The organism is Xenorhabdus thailandensis, assembly GCF_037996785.1.
Taxonomy (GTDB): Bacteria; Pseudomonadota; Gammaproteobacteria; order Enterobacterales; family Enterobacteriaceae; genus Xenorhabdus; species Xenorhabdus griffiniae.
Map to the genome: position 1 here is coordinate 529,071 of NZ_JBBMXF010000012.1, position 22,670 is coordinate 551,740.

Genomic DNA, 22,670 nt, shown 5'->3' on the forward strand with positions numbered 1-22,670 from the left:
TGAACTGTCTAAAATATAGAAGTCAGTTTCCTTATGATTTTCTAAAAATAATTAACATTCATTAGAAAAAAAGTAAAGTAATAACTAAATAGTTTCAAAATAAAGTGTTCTTTACCCTGTGCGGCACGCGGGGTAAAGAACTCCAACATCTGATACTCTCAGTATTATGAAAACCTATTTAGTAGGGATATAATAAACAATATTTCAATTAAAAATATAATAGAAAATTATTCTACGCTTAATGACAGACAGTGCAATTAGGTGGTTTTTCACACAGGGCAAGAGCGTGAATGCTCACTTCTTGCCCAACACCGTAAATCCTGCGACTAATACCTTGTCCAGATAGTTAATATCCATGCTCGCAAGCCGTTGTTTTCGGCGAATACTCGCTTTTTTGGTTGTTTCTGCCCGCAACATATTGACACTGATATGACGCATACATCCCAATATTTCAGCCGATTCTCCCCGATGGATAAGGCAAGCATCTTCTCCCATAGTGACATCAAGAACCCAATGTAATCGTGTTTCGATCCCCCAATGGCTCCTGACAGCGGTCGCAAATTTATCCGTGTTTAGCTCCGCTGAACTGATGTAATAACGATAATCGAGCGACTCTTTTCCTTTATTATTAATTCGATACCCGATTGCTACGCCGATGCTTTTTAAGTTTTTCCATTCAGGAAATGGTTGAGATAACGCTTGTGCAGACAATACATGATATTCACGCGCTTCTATACGACCATGCCCTTGTTCTATCGTGATATTTTCGGCATGACTCACTGCTGAGACTTGCGCAGACAACGCCTTCTTGACGGCGTGATACAGCGTTTCCTGATTGCCTTTCACCGCCAGAAGATAGTCACCTTCTTGCTGCACAATTTGTTCCGCAATCTTCGTTTGACATCCCATCGCATCAATTGTTATCAGGCAGCCTTTGATATCCAGCAAACGGAGTAATTTAGGGATCGCAGTGATTTCATTGGACTTTTTGTCTGTCTTCAATTGCCCCATCACAACGCCATTCTGGGTGGCAAACGCACTTACCATGTGGAGCATCGACTGCCGATCCTTGCCGTGATAAGTTCCCCGCAATGTTTTCCCGTCAATGGCGATAATTTCCCCTTCAGAACGTTCATTAATCCCTTGAACCCACTGGATAAAACAGTGCTGAAACTCAACAGGATTGAGACGAGAAATAAGTCGAGCGATAGAATCATGTCCCGGTATTCCATTCGGGAAAAGTGATTTTTTTTGATACCAGTCCAGATACGTTTCGCCGAAATCTTCAATATCTTCCCATCCTTCCGCGCCGGCGATGATGGATGTAATTGCCAGAAAAAGGATATCAAACAAAGGATAACTGATCTTAGACGACTGGCGAGGGTCTGTTAACGTACTGAAATATTGAGAAAAGGCATCGATGCTCATGAGAATACTTCCTAAAAAAAGAAGGATGAGATGATGTTTTTTCTTATCCGTCAACCCTAAATTTTGTTAACAAAAAATTCACGCTCTCACCCTGGTTTTTCACAGTTTTAAATTTATCAAGCAATCTTACTTCGAAACAGCCGATAAGCGACTCCCCCAGTTGTGGCAGTAATGACCAATAAAGGCCATAAATTTGGCCAAATAACGGATAAATCAGCGCCTTTCAAATAAATCTGCTTGGTGATATCAGTAAAGTGTCGGATTGGATTAATCCAGGTGATATTTTGTAACCAAACAGGCATATTCTCGACCGGAGAGATATAACCAGAAAGTAGAATAGCGGGCATCATAAACACAAATACACCAATAAACGCTTGTTGCTGGGTGGAACAAACAGCAGAAATCAGCAAACCGAAACCCACCAAGGATAAGCCATAAATCAACATACAGCCATAAAATAGCAGCAATGAACCCGCGAAAGGAATTTGATAGAACAGCGTTCCAATCAGCAAAACAATGCTTGCTTGCATCGTCGCCACAACTAATGCTGGAATCGCTTTGCCAAGGAAAATTTGCCATGTCGCCAATGGAGAAACCAGTAATTGATCCAGCGTTCCTTGTTCCCGCTCACGAGCGACTGACAACGCTGTGACAATCAGTACACCAATCGTGGTAATCATGGCAACCAGAGACGGCACGACGAACCATTTATAATCCAAATTGGCGTTATACCAGTTACGCACAATGAGTTCACTATTATTGAAATTAGGGGTATTTCCCAACAGTTGTTTTTGGTAATCCATCACAATCTGCTGGATATAGTTGGCTGCAATTTGGGCGCTGTTTGAATTACGCCCATCCAACAAAACTTGAATTGATGTCGGGTTATGGTTGGCGAGATTAGCACTGAAATTTTGCGGAAAGCGTACCAGCAATAGTGCCTTGCGGTTATCCAGGGTAGGGCGGATCTCTTGCGAACTGGTTAGCAAAATAACATCAGGAAATGCTTTTGATTTTGCCAGTCGTTGGGTTAACTCAATCGATGCCTGTCCATTATCCTCATTATAAATGGCGATGGTGGCATTTTTGACTTCCAGCGTTGCTGCCCACGGGAACAGGATCATTTGTATAATCACGGTCAAAATCAAAATGTTCCGTGTTTGCGGCTCTCTCAGAAGAGACTGTAACTCTTTCATAATGAGTGTGTACAGACGATAAAACATGCTCTTTCCTTTTTAATCCAGATGTCGACGTGTTTTCCACGCGGTCAGGCCGATAAAGACGATGGAACTGGCAATCAACAGGAGCAGGTTTGTCATCAACACAGTGCCAATGTTCCCGGCCAGAAAGAGCGTCTGTAGGCTGCTGACGAAGTAACGTGCAGGTATGATATAAGTCGAAGCCTGAATAAGCGCAGGCATACTGTCTATTTCGAAAACGAAACCAGACAACATAATGGCAGGCAAAAAAGCGGCATTGAGAGAAATCATCGCCGCATTGAATTGATTACGTGTCAGGGTAGAAATCAGTAACCCCATCCCCAGGGCGGTAGCAAGATAAAGGCTGGAGACTAACGCTAGTATCCAGAGTGAGCCGCGATAGGGCACCCCCAGCACAAACACCGTGAATAGCATACAAAGTACCATGACAAAAGATCCCAGCATCTGATAGGGCAATAATTTGGCAAGTAACAATTCGGTGCGGGTAACCTGAGTTGAAAGTAGCGCTTCCATAGTTCCGCGTTCCCATTCACGGGCAACCACGAGTGAGGTAAGAATTGCGCCTACCACAGTCATAATAATTGAAACCGCACCGGGAATAAGAAAGTGTCGACTAATGGCGGCGGGATTAAACCAATAACGGATTTGTGTATCAATCAAGGGTGTCGTTGAAATTCCACGATTTTGTCCTCGTTGCTGTAACCAAATTTGCCAGATGCCTTTAGTATAACCCTGCACAAAATTGGCGGTATTGGGTTCACTACCATCGGTAATAACCTGAATCGGAGCATGGCTCCCTGTACGGGCGAGCTGGGTATCAAAATTGACAGGAATGACGATAATGCCGCGGATTTGGTTTTCCTGCATTTTTTTGATTAAGAACTGGCGGTTGTCGCTGATGGTAGCATCAATATAGGGTGATCCCGTAAATACATGCACTAGCTCTCTGGCGTCTTTGCTCTGCTGCTCCATGAGAATGCCGAGGCGAAGTTTGCTGGAATCCAGGTTAATACCGTAACCAAAAATAAACAGCAACATCAATGGGATAACTACGGCAATCAAAGCACTGCTGGGATCACGGACAATCTGCTTAGTTTCTTTGATGCAGAGCGCTTTCAATCGACGCCATGAGAAACTGACGGCTTTCTGAGGTGTTGTATGTTCAGGATGACTCATTGCGGCTCCTTATCGTAGTTCAACACGAGATCGATAAAAGCATCTTCCATGGAAGGGTTAGGGAAGTTATCCGTAGCGACCAGTTGTTTCAGTTCATCGGGTGTTCCGGCTGCGATCAATTTGCCTCGAAATACCAGCCCGATACGATCACAATACTCTGCTTCTTCCATAAAGTGAGTTGTGACCATCACAGTTACCCCTTTATCCACCATGCCATTGATATGTAGCCAAAATTCTCGGCGGGTTAATGGATCAACGCCCGAGGTGGGTTCATCCAAAAACAGAATATCAGGTTCGTGCATCAATGCGCAGGAAAGGGCAAGTCGTTGCTTAAATCCGAGCGGCAGGCTATCCGTCTTTTGGTGTAAGATTGGCCCAAGATTGAAAGCACGGATCATGTCAGACATCTTTTCTTGTTGATGACGACCTTTCAGGCCGTAAACACCAGAGAAAAATTTAAGGTTTTGTCCAACGGTCAGGTTGCCATAAAGTGAGAATTTTTGCGCCATATAACCAAGGCGTTGACGGGCTTTGCCTGAACTGGTTTTTAAATCCATATCCAGAACCAAGGCTTTGCCTGAAGTGGGGATCATCAAACCACACATCATTTTGAAGGTAGTTGATTTTCCGGCGCCATTTGGCCCTAATAGGCCGAATATTTCCCCTCGTTTCACCTGAAAATCGACATGGTCAGTCGCCGCAAAATCGCCAAATTTTTTAGTCAGACTACGAGCTTCTATCACGGTTTCGGTTGGGTTTGGTGGTATTTGAGGCATTATCTCCGCTAATTCGGAGCGATGGGACGGGCCGCCACCTAATAAATCGATAAATGCGTCTTCGAAACGGGGCTCGGCTTCGATGAGATTGGTTTCATGTCCCCCTATTTGTTGGAGTAAGGCGTTCTTATCTGCTTCTTCTTTTAAGATCAGGCGAACATATTTTCCTTGAATCACACCATCAGTCACTTGCGGCAAGGTGAGGGCATGTTGCAACATTTTGCGCCGTGCATCCTGTTTGACATCAAGCAAAAAAGATCGGCCCGCAATATTGCGGGTTAAATCTTGTGGCTGGCCGCGATAGAGTAGCTCACCTCGGTTCATCAACAAAACATCACGACATAACTCGGCTTCATCCAGATAAGAGGTGCTCCATAAGATCAACATACCATCAGAAGCGAGCTCATGGACCATTTGCCATAATTCACGACGGGCAATGGGATCAACGCCCACACCAGGCTCATCCAGTAGCAAGACCTTCGGGCTACCTAGTAATGTGCAAGCCAGCCCCAGTTTTTGTTTCATGCCACCGGACAATTTTCCGGCTAACCGTCCGGTAAAACGGGTTAAGTCTGTGAAAGTGAGTAATTTCTGAAAGGTGGCTTTGCGCTCTTCACCAAGAACACCGCGCAGATCGGCATATAAAGTGAGATTTTCCATTACGGTTAAATCTTCATACAAGCCAAATTTCTGCGGCATGTAACCGAGCTCAGAACGGACTTGAACACTGTCCTTGATGGGATCAAGCCCCATGATTTCAATATTGCCGCTATCAGGTTTCAATAATCCGGCCAACATTCTTATCAGCGTGGTTTTTCCGGCACCATCTGGACCGACAAGTCCCGTCACTGATCCGCCCTGAATTTCTGCTTGCAGATGAGATACAGCAGGAACCTCTAATCCTGGAAAAGTTTTCTCCACGCCGTTCAGTTTTATCGTATAAGCTGAACTGGTCATGTTATCGCCTACTTATTTGTTTCAGTAAAACGCAAAGTAACAGGCATTCCTTGTTTCAGTCCTTCATCGGGATCAAGGACAATAATGCGCAGGCGATAGACCAAATCTGTTCTTAAGTCAGGGGTTTCGACATTTTTTGGGGTGAATTCGGCAGTTGGAGAAACGAAACCGATTTTGCCATGATAAGGCTGGTTTTTCCGCCCATCGGTATAAATCAAGACCTCCCGTCCGGCGATAGCCTGATTAAGATTAGGCTCATCAATATATGCCCTAATCCAAACAGGATTGGTCAATGACAGGGTAAAAACCGTGTTGCCAGCCGCCAGCATGGTGCCTGGCTCAATGGCTCTGGTCAGGATCATCCCTGCCGAGGGAGAAGTGAGTTGAGTATCTTTTAGATTAAGTTCAGCCTGTGCCACGGCTGCTTCTGCTTGAATAAGCTGGGCTTTTGTCGCCGCAATTTCTTCTATACGATAACCAGTTTCGAATTGACGCAATTTATCTTTTGCTGCCTGGTAAGCGGCCAGTGCTTGATTGCGTCCGGTTCTGGCATTTTCCAGATCATTGGCTGAGATTGTTTTGCTCTGCCATAACCCTTGCTGGCGTTTCAGGAAACTATCGGCAAAATGGAATGCTGACTCTTTTTGCTTGACTTCAGCACGTACCTGGGCGATTTCTTCGCTGCGATAACCCGCTTCGGCTTTGGCAAGATTTGCTTTAGCGACATCACGTGCTGCTTTGGCTTGATTCAAGGCATTGATAAAGGGGGCATCATCAAGGCGACCAATCATTTGGCCCACAGTAATGGCATCACCTTCATCCACCTGCAAATTAGCCAGCTTACCTGCAACCCGAAAACTTAGGTTAACAGTCCTGACATCAACATTGCCATACAGGGTAAGCTCCCTGCTATTTTGTTCCTGATAATAGTAGATACCGACAATAGCACTGATAACAACAATGAGTGCCAATAGGGCAAGAGCAAACTTTTTACTGTTCATACTATCCCTTATGCCTTGTTCAATTTATACCCGCTATCTTTCAAGTGGTGGCTTCGTTGGTTATGCCATTGCTTAAGCGCTATTGGGCATACCTGTTTGATTTTTCTCTTAACCCATCAAGTAACAAATTGATGTGTTGAGATAAAACCTGATTGATTAATTCGTATTCTTTGGCGCCAATATTGTCCCATCCGGTTTGGCGTAATAAGGCTTCCCTGGCCAGTCGGAAAGAGAGGATCTCACCCAATAGGGCATGGGTATGAATTTGGGTTGAAATTTGGCGTTCATCAGCGCCAATATAATTGGCAATGAGCTTATTCAACCGAGAATAAATTGGAGCCAGCCCCTGCTCATGCATAACGCTGTAAGCCTCTGTTGGCGTCAATTGTTCATGGGACATGATCCGGCTGATATTGATACTGCTTTTTTCGAAAATCAGGCGGTTATAGCTAACCATTCCCTGATGAATAAATGCCAATATTTGGTTTTTGGGGTAGGGCTTCGCTGTTTTAGCAAAAAAATGATCAATGGCTTCAATAAGAGGGGCAAACTCTGATTTCAGTTTATCGGCAATATGTTGTACGACGGCGAGGTATAATCCCTCTTTGGAACCGAAATAGTATGCGATAGCCGCGATATTTTGCTGTGCATGTTGGGCAATATTGCGGGTAGTCGCACCATCCAGACCTGATTTGCCAAAAATCTCTATCGCTGCTTCCAGAAGTTGTTGTTTGGCTTGTTCGCCGCGTAATGTCTGGGCCTTCTTTGCTGCCATGTCAAAATATTTCCTGTGATAAAGAGTTTTGGGAATACTAAAAATATATCAATCGTATGATTAACTTTAAAACTAAAGTAATTCGATGTAAAGTTAACACAAATTGTCTTTTTAATAGTCATCCATAAAAAATAATCGTCCAAAAGACATATCTGTTATAATCACGCCCTGTTTATATAGGCTGCATTGCAGTTTGTGTAGTCCTGAATTGATATCAGGCATGATGAAGTCTGGAGTATTTCTTATTTATGAATTTTGAGTCACTCGGCTTGAAGGCTGATATTTTGCGTGCCGTTGAAGAACAAGGTTACGTGGAACCTACCCCTATTCAGCAGCAGGCCATTCCTGTTGTGTTATCCGGCAAAGATCTACTGGCCAGTGCCCAGACAGGCACAGGAAAAACAGCAGGATTTACTTTGCCTATTCTGCAACGCTTGAGTGAATCCCCGATTCAGGCAAAAGGCCGCCGTCCGGTCAGGGCGTTGGTTTTAACCCCAACCCGAGAACTGGCGGCTCAGGTGGGAGAAAATGTACGTAATTACAGCAAATATCTTAGATTACGTTCGTTTGTTGTCTTTGGCGGAGTCAGCATTAATCCGCAGATGATGAAACTGCGTGGTGGTGTCGATATTCTGGTTGCAACACCGGGCCGCTTACTGGATTTGGAGCACCAAAATGCGGTCGATCTTTCACGCGTTGAGATTCTGGTTTTGGATGAAGCAGATCGCATGTTGGACATGGGTTTTATTCACGATATTCGTCGGGTGTTGAACAAACTGCCAGCAAAACGCCAAAACTTACTCTTTTCGGCGACATTCTCTGATGAAATTAAGAGCCTCGCCAATAAATTGCTGAAAGAGCCAGTCAGCGTAGAAGTGGCACGGCGTAACTCGGCCTCTGAGCAAATTGATCAATCCATCCATTTTGTTGACAAAAAGCGCAAGGGTGAGTTGCTCTCTTACATGATAGGCAGCCAGAACTGGCAACAGGTACTGATATTTACGCGTACTAAACATGGTGCAAACCGGCTGGCGGAACAATTAAATAAAGATGGTGTGCCTGCGGCTGCGATCCACGGTAACAAAAGTCAGGGAGCAAGAACCCGTGCGCTGTCTGATTTCAAGACAGGGAAAATCCGTGCGCTGGTGGCAACGGATATTGCTGCCCGTGGGCTGGATATTGACCAATTGCCTTATGTCGTCAACTATGAATTACCAAACGTTGCTGAAGATTATGTGCATCGAATTGGTCGTACTGGGCGCGCTGAGGCGACTGGACAAGCGATATCGCTGGTGTGTGTCGATGAACACAAGCTTCTGAAAGATATTGAGCGCCTATTGAAACGAGAAATTCCACGCATTGCTATTTCGGGTTATGAGCCTGATCCTTCTATCAAAGCTGAGCCTATCCAAAATGGACGTAATAGCCGTGGTAATAACTTTCATAGTAATAGCAGCTCGCGCGGTAATCATTCTCGCGGCAATAACCCTCATCGAAATGGCAAACAGGGTCATTCCAAACAAAATCGGGTAAATAAAGAACGCGCAACCAAAACCTCACGTGCTTCGGTAGCGGGAGAGTAATTTAATGCGCGTTTTGCTGGCTCCGATGGAAGGGGTTTTGGATTCTTTGGTTAGGGAACTGTTGAGTGAAATCAATGACTATGACCTGTGCGTTACTGAATTCCTGCGTGTGGTTGACAGCTTACAGCCGGTAAAATCTTTTTACCGGCTGTGCCCTGAACTGCATCATCAGAGCCGTACCCCATCGGGAACTCCAGTCAGGCTCCAGCTTCTTGGCCAATATCCAGAATGGTTGGCAGAAAATGCGGCGAGGGCGGTTGAGTTAGGATCATGGGGTGTCGATTTAAACTGTGGTTGTCCGTCAAAGGCGGTCAATGGCAGTGGTGGTGGTGCTAGCTTATTGAAAGATCCCGAACTCATTTATCAGGGAGCTAAAGCCATGCGTGAAGCGGTGCCCGCCCATTTGCCGGTAACAGTAAAAGTACGTCTGGGATGGGACTCTACTTCACGTCAGTTTGAGATTGCGGATGCTGTTCAACAAGCGGGGGCAACCGAATTGGTTGTGCATGGACGAACCAAAGAAGAGGGGTATAGAGCGGAGCATATTAACTGGCAGGCGATAGGTGAGATTCGGCGTCGCCTTGCTATTCCTGTCATTGCCAACGGTGAAATTTGGGATTGGCAAAGCGCTCAGGCGTGTATCAAAACGACAGGATGTGATGCCGTGATGGTGGGCCGTGGTGCTCTGCATGTGCCAAATTTGAGTCGTGTCATTAAATATAACGAACCCAAAATGCCGTGGAGCGGCGTACTCAAGTTACTGCAAAAATATACTTATCTGGAAAAGCAAGGAGATACGGGGCTTTATCATGTTGCCCGTATCAAACAATGGTTGGGGTATTTACGCAAAGAGTATAATGAAGCGGATGAGTTATTTATGCAAATCAGAGGATTGAAAACATCTGCTGAGATTGCCAAAGTTATTTCTTCTGCCGTAGGTGAATGTCTACTGCGATATACCATCCAAGAATCCTCCATCTTCTGTTAGCCGCATTTATTCCCTCCCGTGATAGAATGTTTCTCTATTTCTGGGGGATCTTAGGAAAAGAAACAACAGTTTCTATAGGTAATACCACGTGGCGTGGCTTACCTATACATTTCCTATAGATATAAAAATCAGGCAACGGCCTAATTGCCTCTGTTTTACTATAATGCTGGTGGGTGATCCGACTTTTCCTGAATTAAAGGATAATGTTGTCGGTATATTTTTCATTACCCTCTATGACCAATATGGAAATAAAGGAAAATTTCAGGTCGTGCCACGGCATAAAAACGACGGAGAGAAAATTAGAATTTATCTGGTGGACGCTTAGTCTATATACCTGTTCATAATACTGAGAGTATCAAGTGTTATAGCTCCTTATCGCGCTCGGTGTGTGGGATAAGGAGTACTCCCGTCATGTTGAAATGCTATTTAGAAGAATATTGATTAAATAAAATTCGCCTTATGTACGCATTAAACTTCAGGTTGCAATTTTTTTTGTTGGTGTCTTAACTTAAAACAGAGAAAAATAATTGAACCAGTGGACTAATAACCTAATTAGTTTTGGAGGTGGTGTATGGGGATTCTGTCATGGATTTTCTTTGGTTTAATTGCTGGAATTCTTGCTAAATGGATTATGCCGGGAAATAACAGCAGTGGCATCATAATGACGATTATTCTGGGTATTGTGGGGGCTGTGGTTGGTGGATATATTAGTACGTTTCTTGGTATGGGAAAAGTGGACGGCTTTAATTTGGGGAGTTTCGTTATTGCCGTTATTGGCGCAATAATAGTCCTGTTTGTATACCATAAAATTTCTAATCAATAGTACAAGAAAGGGCATGTTATTTTGATGCCCTTTCTTGTTATTTAGTTATTTTTCTAACGGAAGTGAATCATCAGCGCCCCATTCAGCCCAGGAGCCATCGTATAATCCTGTTTCCTCATGACCAATCATATTAAGCCCCAGAACTAAAACTGCGGCTGTCATACCAGAGCCACAACTGGTAATGATAGGTTGGCTTAAATCAACGCCCTGTTTGCGGAATATTGCTGCAATTTCTTCTCGTGGCTTATAGCATCCATTATCAATCAGGGCTGTCCACGGAACATTTTTAGCGCCGGGCAGGTGTCCCATCCTCAGACCTGGACGGGGTTCCGGTACTTTTGCCTGAAAACGCTCTTCTGCTCTGGCATCAACAAATTGTACCCCTACATCGTTACGGAGAGCATCAAGGACCTGCGCCTGAGAACAGACTTTTTCAGGGGTAAACTGGATATTGAAAACTTCGGGAGAGCGAATAACTTTACCGGATTCGGTGGGATAACCGGCTTGCTGCCAGCCTTGTAAGCCACCTTCAAGAATACGGATATGCTGGGCCCCAAAAATTTTGAATGTCCACCATGCCCGTGGGGCGGAAAACATATTGCCTTGATCGTAAATTACCACCAGATGATTTTCACTGATGCCCATTTTGCTAACAGCCTGACGGAAAGTTTCCGGCGCCGGCAACATGTGAGGCAGGTTGGTTTGTAGATTAGCGACCTTATCCAGATCAAAAAATTGTGCGCCCGGAATGTGTTTCTCTAACCAAAGTTGGTGATAGTTGATAGATTGGGTAGGCATTGGGGCACTGGCATCAACGACAACGATATTTTCATCATAAAGATGTTCGTTTAACCATTGTGGACTGACAAAATGTTCATTTTTCATGAGCTTCCTCATCTGGTGTTACGATACAAGCCAACGTATTTATTGTTGCCCTGTTGGAGTATTTTCCTGCTGAGTCTGTTGTGGCGCTTCTGTTGGTGTGGTTGAGCGGGTGTATATATTCATCCCTGCCAGAAGGTTCCCACCAATTGAGCCGATGGAAAATAATATGATGATAATGAGCAGGATTTTTTTCATCTTTGTATCCAATAAGGTTTTAATAGGGAGTTATAACGGTTATAAAAATCCAAAAGTATATCGGCTTCTACATTCCAGACAAGCGATAACCGGTTTTCTTGCATTGACAGTAAAAAGACTGGAAACCGTTTCGCAGGAATGATCATATAAAGCTGCTTTGAGATCAGTTCTATGGGAAAATTATTTCTTACCAAATTGCGCTTATGCGTTTGAACAGTAAAGACAGAAGTATGATGAAAAAAATAGCCCCTCCATTTTTAAGCAGTAAAACTCATGGCTCTTTCTAATTCAGTAAAAAGTCAGATTAGTCAGTGGTATAAATCATTATCTACCCATATTGATGGTTTTATTCCACGTGCCCCGCAACGTCAAATGATCGCCGAAGTTGCAAAGACATTGGCAAATGAAGAAGGGCGGCATTTGGTGATAGAAGCGCCAACAGGAGTAGGAAAAACGTTATCATATCTGCTCCCAGGGATTGCCATTAGCCGGGCAGAACAGAAACCATTGGTAGTCAGTACAGCCAATGTTGCCTTACAAGATCAAATTTATAGCAAAGATTTGCCGCTGCTGCGTAAAATTATTCCTGACCTGAAATTTACGGGCGCTTTTGGTCGGGCGCGTTATGTCTGCCCACGCAACCTGGAGGCCATTTGTGCCGCAGAAGGAGAGCAGATTGACTTGATGTTTCTAGTCGAAGATCAGACTGAAATTGCGAACAGTGAAGAGCGGGAACTGTGTCGCCGACTGCGCAGTGATTATACGACGTTTGTCTGGGATGGCTTACGTGATCATCATAAACTGGCACTGGCGGATCCATTGTGGGCAAAAATCAGTACGGATAAGGTGAACTGCCTGGCACGCAATTGCCAGTTTTACCATCGTTGCCCATTTTTTCTTGCGCGCAGGGAAATTGAAGATGCAGATGTCATCGTTGCCAATCACTCTTTGGTTATGGCGGCGTTGGAAAGCGAATCGGTTTTACCGGACGCAAAAAATCTGTTGTTGGTTTTGGATGAAGGGCATCATATTCCCGAAGTGGCAAGGGATGCGCTGGAAGTTGAAGGGGAAATCACCTTATTCCAGCTTAATGGGCAATTAGATACCTTTGTCCGCCATGTAGAACAATACCTGGTTCAATTCCGGCCGGCAAAACCGCCCGCTTTGGCCAATATCCCTCGATTACAGAACCATTGTGCAATAATCCGTGAATACTTTAAGGAATTGGTGGAGATAACACAGGCGCTTTTGCCTGAGCGTGGTGAAGCGGAAGAATATCTGTTCGAACTGGGAAAGTTACCGGATAGTCTGCTGCTATGCTGCCAGCAATTATTTAAACTCACTGATGGATTACGTAGTTTAGCTGAAGCGATTTTGAATGATTTAAGTGATCAGACGGCCAAACAAGATATTGTCCGATTGCATCGTGCTATTTTGCAAGTCAGCCGAACATTGGGTTATTTTGAGAATATGACAAAACTGTGGCGTTTGGCGTCACAAGAAGAGTCTTCCCATGCGCCAATATCCAAATGGTTAACGCGACGCGATGAGAAAAACCAATCGCATTTTTATTTTCACTGTGCTGGAATTCGGGTCAGTGAACAATTAACCCAAATACTATGGCGTACCATCCCCCATGTTGTAGTGACATCGGCCACGTTGTGTTCACTGAATAGCTTTTCCCGCATTCAGGAACTTACCGGATTACACGAAAATTATGGTGATCGTTTTATTAGCTTGTCATCACCTTTTGAACATGTACGACAAGGGCGTTTGGTTATACCGCAAATGACACAGGAACCGACCATTCAGAATGAAATGCAGCATCTTGAGGAAATGTCGCGTTATTTCCGCTCTCAAGTGATAGCAGGAAAACATCGGGGAATGTTGGTACTTTTTAGCAGTCAACGAGCAATGGAAGGGTTCCTCACTTTTGTTACAGACCTGCGGTTGATGTTATTGGTACAAGGTGATCAGCCTCGTTATCGATTAGTAGAAACACATTGCAAGCGTATTGATGAAGGACAAACTAGCGTTCTGGTTGGGTTACAGTCATTTGCAGAAGGGCTGGATCTAAAAGGTGATTATCTATCACAAGTCCATATCCATAAAATCGCATTTCCTCCCGTAACCAATCCGGTGATCATTACTGAAAGCGCCTGGTTGAAATCTTTAAAACGTTATCCATTTGAAGTACAGAGTTTACCCAGCGCTTCCTTTAACTTGATCCAACAAGTGGGGAGGTTAATTCGTAGCCATGAGTGTTATGGTGATGTGGTTATTTATGACACTCGGTTATTTACCAAACGTTATGGTTCACGTTTATTGAATTCTTTGCCGGTATTTCCCATTGAACGGCCGAAGGTGCCAGCGGAAAAGGAATAAATAACTCATGGATGGGTTATTTATTCAATTGCGCTGTATCAATATTACAATGTGATGATTTGATTTTTATGTATCCAATAATCATTAACTGTTAGCCCTTGCAAGAAGCTCTCATCATGAGAGCTTAAAATAAAAATTTTTTGGTCAGCAAGGGATTTGATCAGTTCCCTAAAAAAAGTGATTGAGTTTAAATCTAGGCCATTAGTAGGTTCATCAAAAATATAAACATCAACATCAGACATTAGTGCAGATGTCAGTAGAAATTTCTTTTTAGTACCTAAAGACATGTTGCCGAATTCTGTATTTAAGTAATGGGTAATACCAAACCCTGTTAAATAATCTGCTAATTGATAGTCATGGTTTATCTTTTTATAACGTTTAGTTAAATTAATGATATCAAGGCCGGTAAGAAAATGGTAAAAATTAACATGGTCAGATAGATAAAAGCCTTGTTTTTGTAAATTGAATGGGTGATTCTTATGATCCTTAACGAAATTACATTTACCTTTATTAACCTTTTTAATTCCAGATAGGCAAGCAAGAAAAGTTGTCTTACCAGAACCATTAATACCTTTGATACGATTTATACCAATATCAAATTGACAATTAACATTTGAAAATATTTTTCTATTGCCAACCGTTGCTTCCAGTTCAATGATATCAAGCATAAATATATCCTCCTAAACAAGAAAATAAAACAATGGAACATAATGAAAGCAATTTTGTATATTGTGTCTTTGATAGATTTATTAATGCAATAAAAATAGATATTACATAATAATAAGGAAATAAAACTAACTGCAATGAATGCGTCACAAAAAAGGCAAATACACTACATGAGATAGTAAAAATAGAAAGGCATATACAATAATTAAGAAGTATAAATTTCTTTGCTGATAAAAAATTAATCAAGTGATAAAGGTGACCTTTATTAGTATGAATTAAATTATAGAATAATATCATTGAGATATAGAGTGTAAGCCCAAAGTAACCTATTGTAATAAAATTATTTTTATCAGGTGCTTGTTGGCAGGCTATATAAGCAATGAAATATAAAAACACTATTGATATGATTATATTCATAACAAATATTTTATTAATTGAGAGGAAATGATATAAATTTATGATATAAGGAGATAAAAGTTTATTATATAGATTAATACTATCTTTTTGATAAATTTTCTTATCTTTTTTTCTCGAATAAAAAGTTGGAAAGTAATGATTAAAATAATCAAAATATAAATTAAATTACACAATAGATTATATCTAAACATAGATAATAAAATAAACGAAAAGGATAAAATTATGGTGTGAGATAATTTTAATTCTGACAAGGAAAATCCAATTACGGAAAAGGATGTAATAAAGAATAGTACAGAAGTGATTTGTGATAATAGACTGTTACTATTAGATAATAAACCTATAAAAAAGAAAATAGAAATAGGTATAGCACTATAAAACCATAAAAACAATTCGGCATATAAAGAAAATTCTTTTATCTATTAATGATGAAATAAAACCATTTGAGTATTTTGGTGGGAATAACGGTTTTTGTACTGAATAAAAGATAACATATATCAACAGGAATATTGATGTCAGGTAAAAGGAAGTTATCGTATTATTTGAAGTTGTTATATATTGAGATAAATGTATCAATCCACTAAAAATCCCACCAACTTTTGCTGGGGTAAATAAAAAACATAAAAATAAAATAAGGTTCTTATTCCCTGAGGCAAATTGTTTTATTTTACCTTTGTATTCCAACACATCTGCAATAAGTAAATTCATTTTTTTATCCTAAAACCAGATTCTATATAGTGTTCTTTTGGAATTTTTTGGAAAAAATGTTCTGGAATGTAAATAGAGATGGTTGCTAAATATAATACATTGATTTTCTTTTAATTTAAAGAAGGTTTGATTTTCTTTTTGATGTATTAAATAATTTATGTCTTTAATCATATTATAAACTTCTTGGGAGCATTTGAATTCATTAATTAATGGTGAGAATGATATTCCAATATTTTCTTTATTCTTAAAAAAATATTTTTTGTAAATTCACTATTGTTTTTAATGCAAGTAATACAATCATCATGGAACAATAAAGCCACCTTTTCACCATATTTTTTTATAAGTATTTTATAAATTGACTCAGAATTGACTAATATATTTTCTCCTCCAAATTCAGAGTTGGTTTTACAATAAAGTGCAAGTATATTGGGTTGAGTTTTTTCATGCCCCTCATCAGTATGGACTGGTTGGGAATAATTAGATTCAAAAAACCATTGTGGATTTTCAGTGGCAGTTATTATTTCGTATTTATTATTATTCCTGTTTTTATAGTTAATAGTTTTTCCTAAAACCCGCTCAAGTAGAATAATGATTTCATCTATTTTTTCTTCTATATCAAATTCGACAAGATATATATCACCGTTAAAATAAATGCTATTAAATATTTCTTCCTTGTTTTCTATAGTGATTTTTTCTTTTTCTATTTTTTTTATAGAGTTTAATTCATTTGTTTTTCTTATATTATATTCTTTCGAGTTTATTATTTCCTTAATTCCTTTAAGTAAATTTGATTTATTATATGTCATTTCATTCTCTCTATTAGTTTATTAGTTTATTAGTTTATTAGTTTATTAGTTTTTTTGATTTTTCAAAAATGTATTTTGAACGTGTCTCTAAAAAAGACATGTTTTTTTCTATTGCAATTGAAAATATTCTACATAATTTTATTATTCTATCGGTTGAACCATGATATCTTGAAAATGAATTGTCATTAAAAAAATTTTTTCTGAACATAAGTATTTCTATGCCAACAATATAACTATGAAATAACGTATATAAAGGGAATTTATTATCATGAAAAACAGATTTTACTCCTTCCACTTCTATTGTTATCAGTTTAGTATCATTCTCCATATGGAAATTTGCTATATCATCAATGAATAGAATCATATGTATTAATTGATGAAAAATTAATTCTAAAAAATCTTGATAATTAAAATTATCTTTAAAATCAATAAATGCAAGACCAATAGTATCTTGTGTAGTTCCATTTGTATATGAGGAAAGTTTGTTTATTACTATCATTTTTATAACCTTATTCACTAATCTGTATATTTGCGCATTTTTAGATAAAGTATTTAACCATTTGTGAAATGTATTATCTTTTATCATTTTTTCAATTTTTTGTGAATTATTAGAGAATTTATTTTTTAGCGAAATAAGATAGTCATAACAAAATGGAAAGCCTCCTTCATAAGATGTTATCAAAAGAGTATTTTTATCTGGTATATCAGAAAAAACAGAATTTCTTTTTATAAATTCATTATAATCATAAAATGAAAGATCACAGGAATTCATTGCCTTACTTATAGAATCTACAATAGAATTATATCCAAGAGTATAGTACATTTTTATGCCTTATAAAAAAGATTTTAGAATTAGGTGGTAGATTATATTATTTACTCTTTTATTACCAAGAGAAAAATCTAATACTATTATTTGTTATTTCTGAATAATTATAAGGAAACGTATTTGCTTTTATTTCATGCCTAATTAATTCATGATTAAATTTCATTATATTGTTTTTATTTCCTCTAAAAAAAACGAAATTGGCTTGGCTATCTGAAACGAAAATATTTTCTATATTAGATAGTTTATTTATCATTCCGTCCCTATATTTTTTTATGTTTTCTATGTGTTCTCTATTTATTTTGTTTTTATCTATGATCTCTAATACTGACTTAAGTTTTATATCACATAAGGAATATTGTAGTGAGAATTTATTAATATATGACACCATATCTTGATTTGAGATTAAATACCCAAAGCGAAGTCCAGCAAAACCTATTTTAGAAAAACTTCTAAGGATAATAACATTGTCAAAATTTGTTATAAGTTCCAATGAGGTTGAATTGCTTTTTGAATAATTAATATAAGCCTCATCTATAATGATAGGACATTTACAATAGCTTGCTATTATTTTTAAATCTTCAGTTTTAAATAATACTCCTGTTGGATTATTTGGGTTGTCGATAATGATTATTGGATTTGGATTTTTTTTAGCTGAATCAATGAATTTTGACACATCAATATTGAGGTTAATATCTAAAGGTATTTTATAAACATTTGTTCTGCAGATTTTAGATAGCTGTGTGAACATAAAAAATGAAGGAGATGGAATTATTATCGTTGTTTTGTCGGTAGAGAATGATAGTAAAATAGTTTGGATTATTTCTAAAAGGCCATTACCAAGGAGTATATTTTTATTATAAGAAATTCCATGATATTCACATAATTTATTTTTTATTATATTACAGTCAAAATTTGGGTATCTATTTATATTAATAAGTTTTATTTTTTCATTTTCTTTTTCAAGATGTAAATTTGTTTTATATGGTAATTCCATTAAACTTAAATTATACTTTTCATTAGTTTCTTTAAATTCAGGTATTTCATCGTATGTTTCATGGCGATAAAAAAAATTTTCTTTTAACATAATTAAAATTCCATATAAAATGACAATGAACTAAAGGATTTTCAGTGCTAGGTTATTTTTCCATTTTGAATAATCATCAATATCATTTCTCTCTATAATTGGAGGAAATGATTTCCTTTTAAATTTAAAATATTCATCTCTAAGATCGCCTTCCAGTGAATTATTATATGTAAAAAAAATACATCTTCTTTCTCTTTCTGATAAATTGATTTTTGACATATGTAATAGAAATGAACTAAATATGAATATATCTCCAAATTTTACTTGAATAGGGAGCCAATTATATTTTTTATATGTATTTTTCAATGCGTTTCCTTTATGGTGAGGTATTGTCTTTTTTTAAATGGGGTTTTTGAAATATACAAACAGCCATTACTTATTCTCATGTCATCAATAGGTACCATTATGTTAAAAATTTCATTTTTGATAAATTTAGTGAATGCAAGATGATCTTGATGTGGTTTAAATCCTCCTCCTCCTTTTAATTTAAAGATTTTTATCTTTAAATAGTATATACTTCTCTTCTAATATATCTGATAATAGAACTGATAATTTGTTTTCTATAGAGTTTATGGCTTCGATTTCTTTATAATCAATGAAATTTTCAATCCTATTCAGGATTGTCTTTCCATCAATTATGCTAGATTCATAATATTTCATGATTTTTCCAGGCTCATCTTTCTTATCATAAAGAAATTTAACATCGATCTTGAGTGATTTTTTCTCTTTATCGCTAAGAAAATCTTTTATCAGAATATATCCCTTTTTATATAAGTCTTTATATTGGTTATTCATATTTCATATAACTCCTCTTTTTTTATTATGTCACATATTTTTTTGTCTAGTTTTTCTATTATTTTTATATAGAATGTAAGTCATTATATTTTATCGAAGTGCATACCCAGTCATCTTTCCTATCAATGGAAATAATCGCTATTTTTTCCTTTTTTGCAACAACAGCCACCCATATGTCAGACATATTTTTTATTGGAAATGATGACATTGAGAAAGAATAAAGAGATAAGAGTTAGTTGGTAAGCTAGAGTTCCAGTTCCTGTAATATTAACGATAATATCATGATTTAGTGATTTATTAAAATGTATTCCTTTTTTATATTTTTATAATATGAAAAAATTGAATTCTATCAATGATATTGCCATGAACACATATAAAAACATTTCTTTCATATTTTTCTATTTTTTCTATGAGCTTTTCTATATAGTCTGGTGGGTATATTAAATCATCATCTAATGTGAATAAATATCCTGTTTTATTTATTAATGGATAAAATTTAGATGCATTCCCAAAATCTCCAAGTTGAGACCCTCATATATATTTATTTTCTCTCTTTTTAAGAATTCAGGTTTCTTTATAGCCATTTAGATATACATTTAATTCATCAACCTGTGGATATATTGAATGTACAGAAAGAAATAAATTATACTTCCTTTCCGGTATGCTTGCCATCGATGCAGTTTTTAAATCACAATGTTGTATTAGCATATTATTTATATTTCCCATATGCTCTTTCATAAATTTCACGTGCAATATTTATTTCATCAATAATAGTTGTATAGTCATTGATATTAGAATCTCTTTCAATGATTACACCATAAATATCTGTCTTTGAAAGGGCAAACTCATATAATTCCCACACCTCTTTCCATATATTGTTTGCATGAGTGTCTACAATCATATCGAATTTGTAAGCTCCACCTGCTAGGTGTATTTCAACTATATGATCTAGAGGTAATTTAAGTAAAAAATCCTTTGGATCAAAATTATGATTCATTGAATTAATGTATAAGTTATTAATATCTAATAGCATACCACAATCACTATCTCTGATTATATTGCTTATGAAATCTATCTCTGACATATCAGAACCTGGCATTTCATAATAATATGTAATGTTTTCAATAATGAAATTTTCGTTTACCTCTGATCTTATTTTTTTGATTTTATCTGTTATTTTACAATAATTCTCAATTGAAAATTGTATGGGCATTAAATGACCAACTTCTATATGCCCATGTCGTGTGGCAGATAGGTGATCACTATACCATTTAGGTTCTTTATCTGTGATGATTTTTTTTAATTTTTTAAGATAGTTATTGTCTAAATCTTCATCGCTTCCTAATGACATGTCGAGGCCATGAAAAACAATAGGGATTTCTTTGCAGCATTTATCTAGATAACAATCTTCTTCATCTAAAAAAAATTTTTCTGAATGTATTTCCAATATATCAATATTTCCAATGTTTTTTAGGATTTCGTTTGAAAATGATGATTTATAATTAACACCAACACCAACACCAAATTTTTCATATTTACTCATGAATTATACCTCTACTAAACGATATTATATTATTAGATTTAAGGGCTTTAAGAGTGGCTATAAAGTATTCCTTATCTATATTATATAATTTGTTAATTTCTTGGTATAATTCAGAAGCAGATATAATTTTTTGGCATAAAAAAATTATATAATTAATTACATCTCCAATTGATAATGAAATGATTTTTCTTGATTTGTTTTTTTTGTAAAAAAGAATATTTAATTTATTTTTATCTGGAATTTTTTTTATAGTGTTTTTGAGGGAGTTTTTATCAATTAGTGATAGTACGGATATTATATCTATATTGAATTTCTTTATCCTTATTGTTGAATTGGAAGATATAAAAAGTTTCTCAAGATCAATATCATCGATATTGTATTTTAAATTTTCTTCTGTGCTTGGATTTAAAAGGTTATTTTGTTGTAGATTGATGATTAAACTATTTTTTTCTTTTTCATATATAGCAATGTTTTTTAAAATTTTATTTTTTGTTTTATTTATTATATGTTCACAAAAAAAATGGATTCGATAATCGGATTTTTTTTCACTTCATTATCAAAATCTAGACTCAGCAAATATTTTTCAAATTCATATTCAAATAGCTCTTTGGTGAGATATTTATATAAATAAGGCAAAGCCATTATTAGACCTTCCATTCTTTTGGTTTTTTGTAAAATTGATGACTTGAAAAATTTATCTCCATTTTTTCTAAAAAAGTTAACTAATATGTCTTTATTTTCTTGTGATATTTGATTGATTTTCATAAACTTGTTTGGGTTTTCATACATCTTTATTGAATATTTAGGGTTTGATATCAATTTAGATAGATAAATATTTATTTCTTTCATGTTCATAGTTAATTTAATCCTTTTAAAATAATGTTTATAATCTTTTGAATACTTCCCCCTAATTGGATAGGGGGAAGTATTTTAGTCATGGGCAACCGACGCTGTTGCAAAGAACTTCAATAGATGATTCGGATTCTTCAATAAATTCAATTTCCATTATCAAACTCCTATTTATTATCTATCTTTACGTGAATATATCATTTTATATAGTTAGCTAACTAAATTTAGTTTAACTTTGACTGTTCTTAAGTCAATGGGGTTTTTTTTACTATTGATAAAAATGGGATCTATATCAAAAATAATTTAAATGTATATTGATATGTAATAACTAATTTTTTGGGGTTTTTTATGTTTTTGTTTCGAAAATATTTTTTTGAAAAGGTAGATGGTATTTCGCTTATCTGTGAAAATATTATCATAGTTTATGGTAAATAAAATTACATTGTTCATAACATAAGTGTTTGAAAATAATGAAAGTATAATTTTGTTGAAATGTTTTTTTCTAAAATAATAAAAAATCCAAATAATATAATTGTTAGTAATAACATGTCACCTTTGCGGGAAATATAATATTATTTATTGTGCTTATGAAATATACAGAGTGATAGCATGAATGCTTATTTATTACTCTAAGCATTGAATCCTGCTGCTAATACCCTATCTAATTAGTTAATATCTATGCTCGCAATCCGTCGTTTTTGACGAATGCTGGCTTTTTTGGTTGTTTCTACATGTAGCATACTCAGACTCAAGTGCCGCATACAGGCTAATATTTCAGCCGAATGAC

Annotated in this window: 24 protein-coding genes; 4 read left to right on the forward strand and 20 right to left on the reverse strand. The window is 37.1% G+C overall.

The genetic code is table 11. The features are described from left to right. Positions 1-294 precede the first annotated feature (294 nt). From AAC853_RS12680 to AAC853_RS12705, 6 genes are all read right to left on the reverse strand, one after another. The gene (locus tag AAC853_RS12680) at positions 295-1,428 is read right to left on the reverse strand and encodes an ISAs1 family transposase (RefSeq protein WP_340614754.1); all 1,134 of its coding nucleotides are present in this window, start codon (positions 1,426-1,428) and stop codon (positions 295-297) included. 116 nt (positions 1,429-1,544) lie between these two features. After that, positions 1,545-2,651: an ABC transporter permease gene (locus AAC853_RS12685; RefSeq protein WP_340614755.1), complete on the reverse strand. Its 1,107-nt coding sequence runs from the start codon at positions 2,649-2,651 to the stop codon at positions 1,545-1,547. A 12-nt stretch (positions 2,652-2,663) separates the two neighbouring features. Continuing rightward, on the reverse strand, positions 2,664-3,824 hold the full coding sequence (locus AAC853_RS12690) for an ABC transporter permease (RefSeq protein ID WP_340614756.1): 1,161 nt from the start codon (positions 3,822-3,824) through the stop codon (positions 2,664-2,666). Further along, positions 3,821-5,557, reverse strand: a complete 1,737-nt coding sequence (locus AAC853_RS12695) for an ATP-binding cassette domain-containing protein (protein WP_273558378.1) — start codon at positions 5,555-5,557, stop codon at positions 3,821-3,823. The genes AAC853_RS12690 and AAC853_RS12695 overlap by 4 nt, the downstream gene beginning before the upstream one ends. Positions 5,558-5,565: 8 nt before the next feature. Next, positions 5,566-6,558 (reverse strand): secretion protein HlyD, encoded by a 993-nt coding sequence (gene hlyD, locus AAC853_RS12700; protein ID WP_340614757.1) that lies wholly within the window; start codon positions 6,556-6,558, stop codon positions 5,566-5,568. A 79-nt stretch (positions 6,559-6,637) separates the two neighbouring features. Further along, positions 6,638-7,333: a transcriptional regulator gene (locus AAC853_RS12705; RefSeq protein WP_340614758.1), complete on the reverse strand. Its 696-nt coding sequence runs from the start codon at positions 7,331-7,333 to the stop codon at positions 6,638-6,640. Positions 7,334-7,581: 248 nt separating this feature from the next. Between AAC853_RS12705 and rhlE the strand changes: the two genes are divergently transcribed. The 3 genes from rhlE (at position 7,582) to AAC853_RS12720 (ending at position 10,727) form a co-directional block, all read left to right on the forward strand. Beyond that, positions 7,582-8,916, forward strand: coding sequence for an ATP-dependent RNA helicase RhlE (gene rhlE / locus AAC853_RS12710; protein WP_340614759.1), 1,335 nt, complete (start codon positions 7,582-7,584; stop codon positions 8,914-8,916). 4 nt (positions 8,917-8,920) lie between these two features. Then, positions 8,921-9,904, forward strand: a complete 984-nt coding sequence (gene dusC, locus AAC853_RS12715) for a tRNA dihydrouridine(16) synthase DusC (RefSeq protein WP_340614760.1) — start codon at positions 8,921-8,923, stop codon at positions 9,902-9,904. Positions 9,905-10,475: 571 nt separating this feature from the next. Continuing rightward, positions 10,476-10,727, forward strand: coding sequence for a GlsB/YeaQ/YmgE family stress response membrane protein (locus tag AAC853_RS12720; RefSeq protein WP_338882822.1), 252 nt, complete (start codon positions 10,476-10,478; stop codon positions 10,725-10,727). A 45-nt stretch (positions 10,728-10,772) separates the two neighbouring features. Here AAC853_RS12720 and sseA read toward each other — a convergent pair whose 3' ends face one another. Further along, positions 10,773-11,612 carry a 3-mercaptopyruvate sulfurtransferase gene (gene sseA / locus AAC853_RS12725; protein ID WP_340614761.1) on the reverse strand — a complete coding sequence of 280 codons (840 nt, stop codon included), beginning with the start codon at positions 11,610-11,612 and terminating at the stop codon, positions 10,773-10,775. 39 nt (positions 11,613-11,651) lie between these two features. Then, complete coding sequence (locus AAC853_RS12730) at positions 11,652-11,807, reverse strand: hypothetical protein (protein ID WP_189758165.1); 156 nt, start codon at positions 11,805-11,807, stop codon at positions 11,652-11,654. A gap of 273 nt (positions 11,808-12,080) precedes the next feature. On the opposite strand from AAC853_RS12730, the gene dinG reads away from it, so the two are divergent. After that, positions 12,081-14,192 (forward strand): ATP-dependent DNA helicase DinG, encoded by a 2,112-nt coding sequence (gene dinG / locus AAC853_RS12735; protein ID WP_340614762.1) that lies wholly within the window; start codon positions 12,081-12,083, stop codon positions 14,190-14,192. A 44-nt stretch (positions 14,193-14,236) separates the two neighbouring features. Here dinG and AAC853_RS12740 read toward each other — a convergent pair whose 3' ends face one another. The 12 genes from AAC853_RS12740 to AAC853_RS12780 form a co-directional block, all read right to left on the reverse strand. Further along, positions 14,237-14,860, reverse strand: coding sequence for an AAA family ATPase (locus AAC853_RS12740; RefSeq protein ID WP_340614763.1), 624 nt, complete (start codon positions 14,858-14,860; stop codon positions 14,237-14,239). 784 nt (positions 14,861-15,644) lie between these two features. Next, a complete protein-coding gene (locus AAC853_RS12745) occupies positions 15,645-15,980 on the reverse strand; it encodes a hypothetical protein (RefSeq protein ID WP_340614764.1) in 336 nt (111 codons plus the stop codon). A 9-nt stretch (positions 15,981-15,989) separates the two neighbouring features. Then, positions 15,990-16,247: a TauD/TfdA family dioxygenase gene (locus AAC853_RS17875; RefSeq protein ID WP_422824219.1), complete on the reverse strand. Its 258-nt coding sequence runs from the start codon at positions 16,245-16,247 to the stop codon at positions 15,990-15,992. Then, entirely contained in the window at positions 16,187-16,786 is a 600-nt protein-coding gene (locus tag AAC853_RS12750; protein ID WP_340614765.1) for a TauD/TfdA family dioxygenase, read from the reverse strand. Before AAC853_RS12750 ends, AAC853_RS17875 begins: the two co-directional genes overlap by 61 nt. Positions 16,787-16,823: 37 nt before the next feature. After that, the gene (locus AAC853_RS12755; RefSeq protein WP_340614766.1) at positions 16,824-17,609 is read right to left on the reverse strand and encodes a hypothetical protein; all 786 of its coding nucleotides are present in this window, start codon (positions 17,607-17,609) and stop codon (positions 16,824-16,826) included. Between the two features lie 61 nt (positions 17,610-17,670). Beyond that, the gene (locus AAC853_RS12760; protein WP_340614767.1) at positions 17,671-18,696 is read right to left on the reverse strand and encodes a pyridoxal phosphate-dependent aminotransferase; all 1,026 of its coding nucleotides are present in this window, start codon (positions 18,694-18,696) and stop codon (positions 17,671-17,673) included. Between the two features lie 30 nt (positions 18,697-18,726). Then, the gene (locus AAC853_RS12765; RefSeq protein WP_340614768.1) at positions 18,727-19,002 is read right to left on the reverse strand and encodes a phytanoyl-CoA dioxygenase family protein; all 276 of its coding nucleotides are present in this window, start codon (positions 19,000-19,002) and stop codon (positions 18,727-18,729) included. Further along, complete coding sequence (locus AAC853_RS17880) at positions 18,999-19,211, reverse strand: phytanoyl-CoA dioxygenase family protein (RefSeq protein ID WP_422824220.1); 213 nt, start codon at positions 19,209-19,211, stop codon at positions 18,999-19,001. The genes AAC853_RS12765 and AAC853_RS17880 overlap by 4 nt, the downstream gene beginning before the upstream one ends. Further along, positions 19,183-19,491, reverse strand: a complete 309-nt coding sequence (locus AAC853_RS12770) for a hypothetical protein (protein WP_340614769.1) — start codon at positions 19,489-19,491, stop codon at positions 19,183-19,185. Before AAC853_RS12770 ends, AAC853_RS17880 begins: the two co-directional genes overlap by 29 nt. 315 nt (positions 19,492-19,806) lie before the next feature. Then, complete coding sequence (locus AAC853_RS17885; RefSeq protein WP_422824221.1) at positions 19,807-19,974, reverse strand: glycosyltransferase; 168 nt, start codon at positions 19,972-19,974, stop codon at positions 19,807-19,809. Positions 19,975-20,200: 226 nt separating this feature from the next. Then, positions 20,201-21,034, reverse strand: a complete 834-nt coding sequence (locus tag AAC853_RS12775; RefSeq protein ID WP_340614770.1) for an MbnB/TglH/ChrH family RiPP precursor modification enzyme — start codon at positions 21,032-21,034, stop codon at positions 20,201-20,203. Positions 21,035-21,535: 501 nt separating this feature from the next. Beyond that, entirely contained in the window at positions 21,536-21,889 is a 354-nt protein-coding gene (locus tag AAC853_RS12780) for a hypothetical protein (RefSeq protein WP_340614771.1), read from the reverse strand. Between the last annotated feature and the right edge of the window lie 781 nt (positions 21,890-22,670).

What these genes read in the sequence shown, in the direction of transcription:
- AAC853_RS12690 (WP_340614756.1), bottom strand. Translation starts at nt 3,824, where the DNA reads ATGAGTCATCCTGAACATACAACACCTCAGAAAGCCGTCAGTTTCTCA.
- AAC853_RS12740 (WP_340614763.1), bottom strand. Translation starts at nt 14,860, where the DNA reads ATGCTTGATATCATTGAACTGGAAGCAACGGTTGGCAATAGAAAAATA.
- AAC853_RS12750 (WP_340614765.1), bottom strand. Translation starts at nt 16,786, where the DNA reads ATGACATATAATAAATCAAATTTACTTAAAGGAATTAAGGAAATAATA.
- AAC853_RS12685 (WP_340614755.1), bottom strand. Translation starts at nt 2,651, where the DNA reads ATGTTTTATCGTCTGTACACACTCATTATGAAAGAGTTACAGTCTCTT.
- dinG (WP_340614762.1), top strand. Translation starts at nt 12,081, where the DNA reads ATGGCTCTTTCTAATTCAGTAAAAAGTCAGATTAGTCAGTGGTATAAA.
- rhlE (WP_340614759.1), top strand. Translation starts at nt 7,582, where the DNA reads ATGAATTTTGAGTCACTCGGCTTGAAGGCTGATATTTTGCGTGCCGTT.
- AAC853_RS12705 (WP_340614758.1), bottom strand. Translation starts at nt 7,333, where the DNA reads ATGGCAGCAAAGAAGGCCCAGACATTACGCGGCGAACAAGCCAAACAA.
- AAC853_RS12680 (WP_340614754.1), bottom strand. Translation starts at nt 1,428, where the DNA reads ATGAGCATCGATGCCTTTTCTCAATATTTCAGTACGTTAACAGACCCT.
- AAC853_RS12755 (WP_340614766.1), bottom strand. Translation starts at nt 17,609, where the DNA reads ATGTACTATACTCTTGGATATAATTCTATTGTAGATTCTATAAGTAAG.
- AAC853_RS12780 (WP_340614771.1), bottom strand. Translation starts at nt 21,889, where the DNA reads ATGAACATGAAAGAAATAAATATTTATCTATCTAAATTGATATCAAAC.
- AAC853_RS12760 (WP_340614767.1), bottom strand. Translation starts at nt 18,696, where the DNA reads ATGTTAAAAGAAAATTTTTTTTATCGCCATGAAACATACGATGAAATA.
- AAC853_RS12695 (WP_273558378.1), bottom strand. Translation starts at nt 5,557, where the DNA reads ATGACCAGTTCAGCTTATACGATAAAACTGAACGGCGTGGAGAAAACT.
- AAC853_RS12730 (WP_189758165.1), bottom strand. Translation starts at nt 11,807, where the DNA reads ATGAAAAAAATCCTGCTCATTATCATCATATTATTTTCCATCGGCTCA.
- AAC853_RS12720 (WP_338882822.1), top strand. Translation starts at nt 10,476, where the DNA reads ATGGGGATTCTGTCATGGATTTTCTTTGGTTTAATTGCTGGAATTCTT.
- hlyD (WP_340614757.1), bottom strand. Translation starts at nt 6,558, where the DNA reads ATGAACAGTAAAAAGTTTGCTCTTGCCCTATTGGCACTCATTGTTGTT.
- AAC853_RS12770 (WP_340614769.1), bottom strand. Translation starts at nt 19,491, where the DNA reads ATGAATAACCAATATAAAGACTTATATAAAAAGGGATATATTCTGATA.
- dusC (WP_340614760.1), top strand. Translation starts at nt 8,921, where the DNA reads ATGCGCGTTTTGCTGGCTCCGATGGAAGGGGTTTTGGATTCTTTGGTT.
- sseA (WP_340614761.1), bottom strand. Translation starts at nt 11,612, where the DNA reads ATGAAAAATGAACATTTTGTCAGTCCACAATGGTTAAACGAACATCTT.
- AAC853_RS12745 (WP_340614764.1), bottom strand. Translation starts at nt 15,980, where the DNA reads ATGAATTTACTTATTGCAGATGTGTTGGAATACAAAGGTAAAATAAAA.
- AAC853_RS12775 (WP_340614770.1), bottom strand. Translation starts at nt 21,034, where the DNA reads ATGAGTAAATATGAAAAATTTGGTGTTGGTGTTGGTGTTAATTATAAA.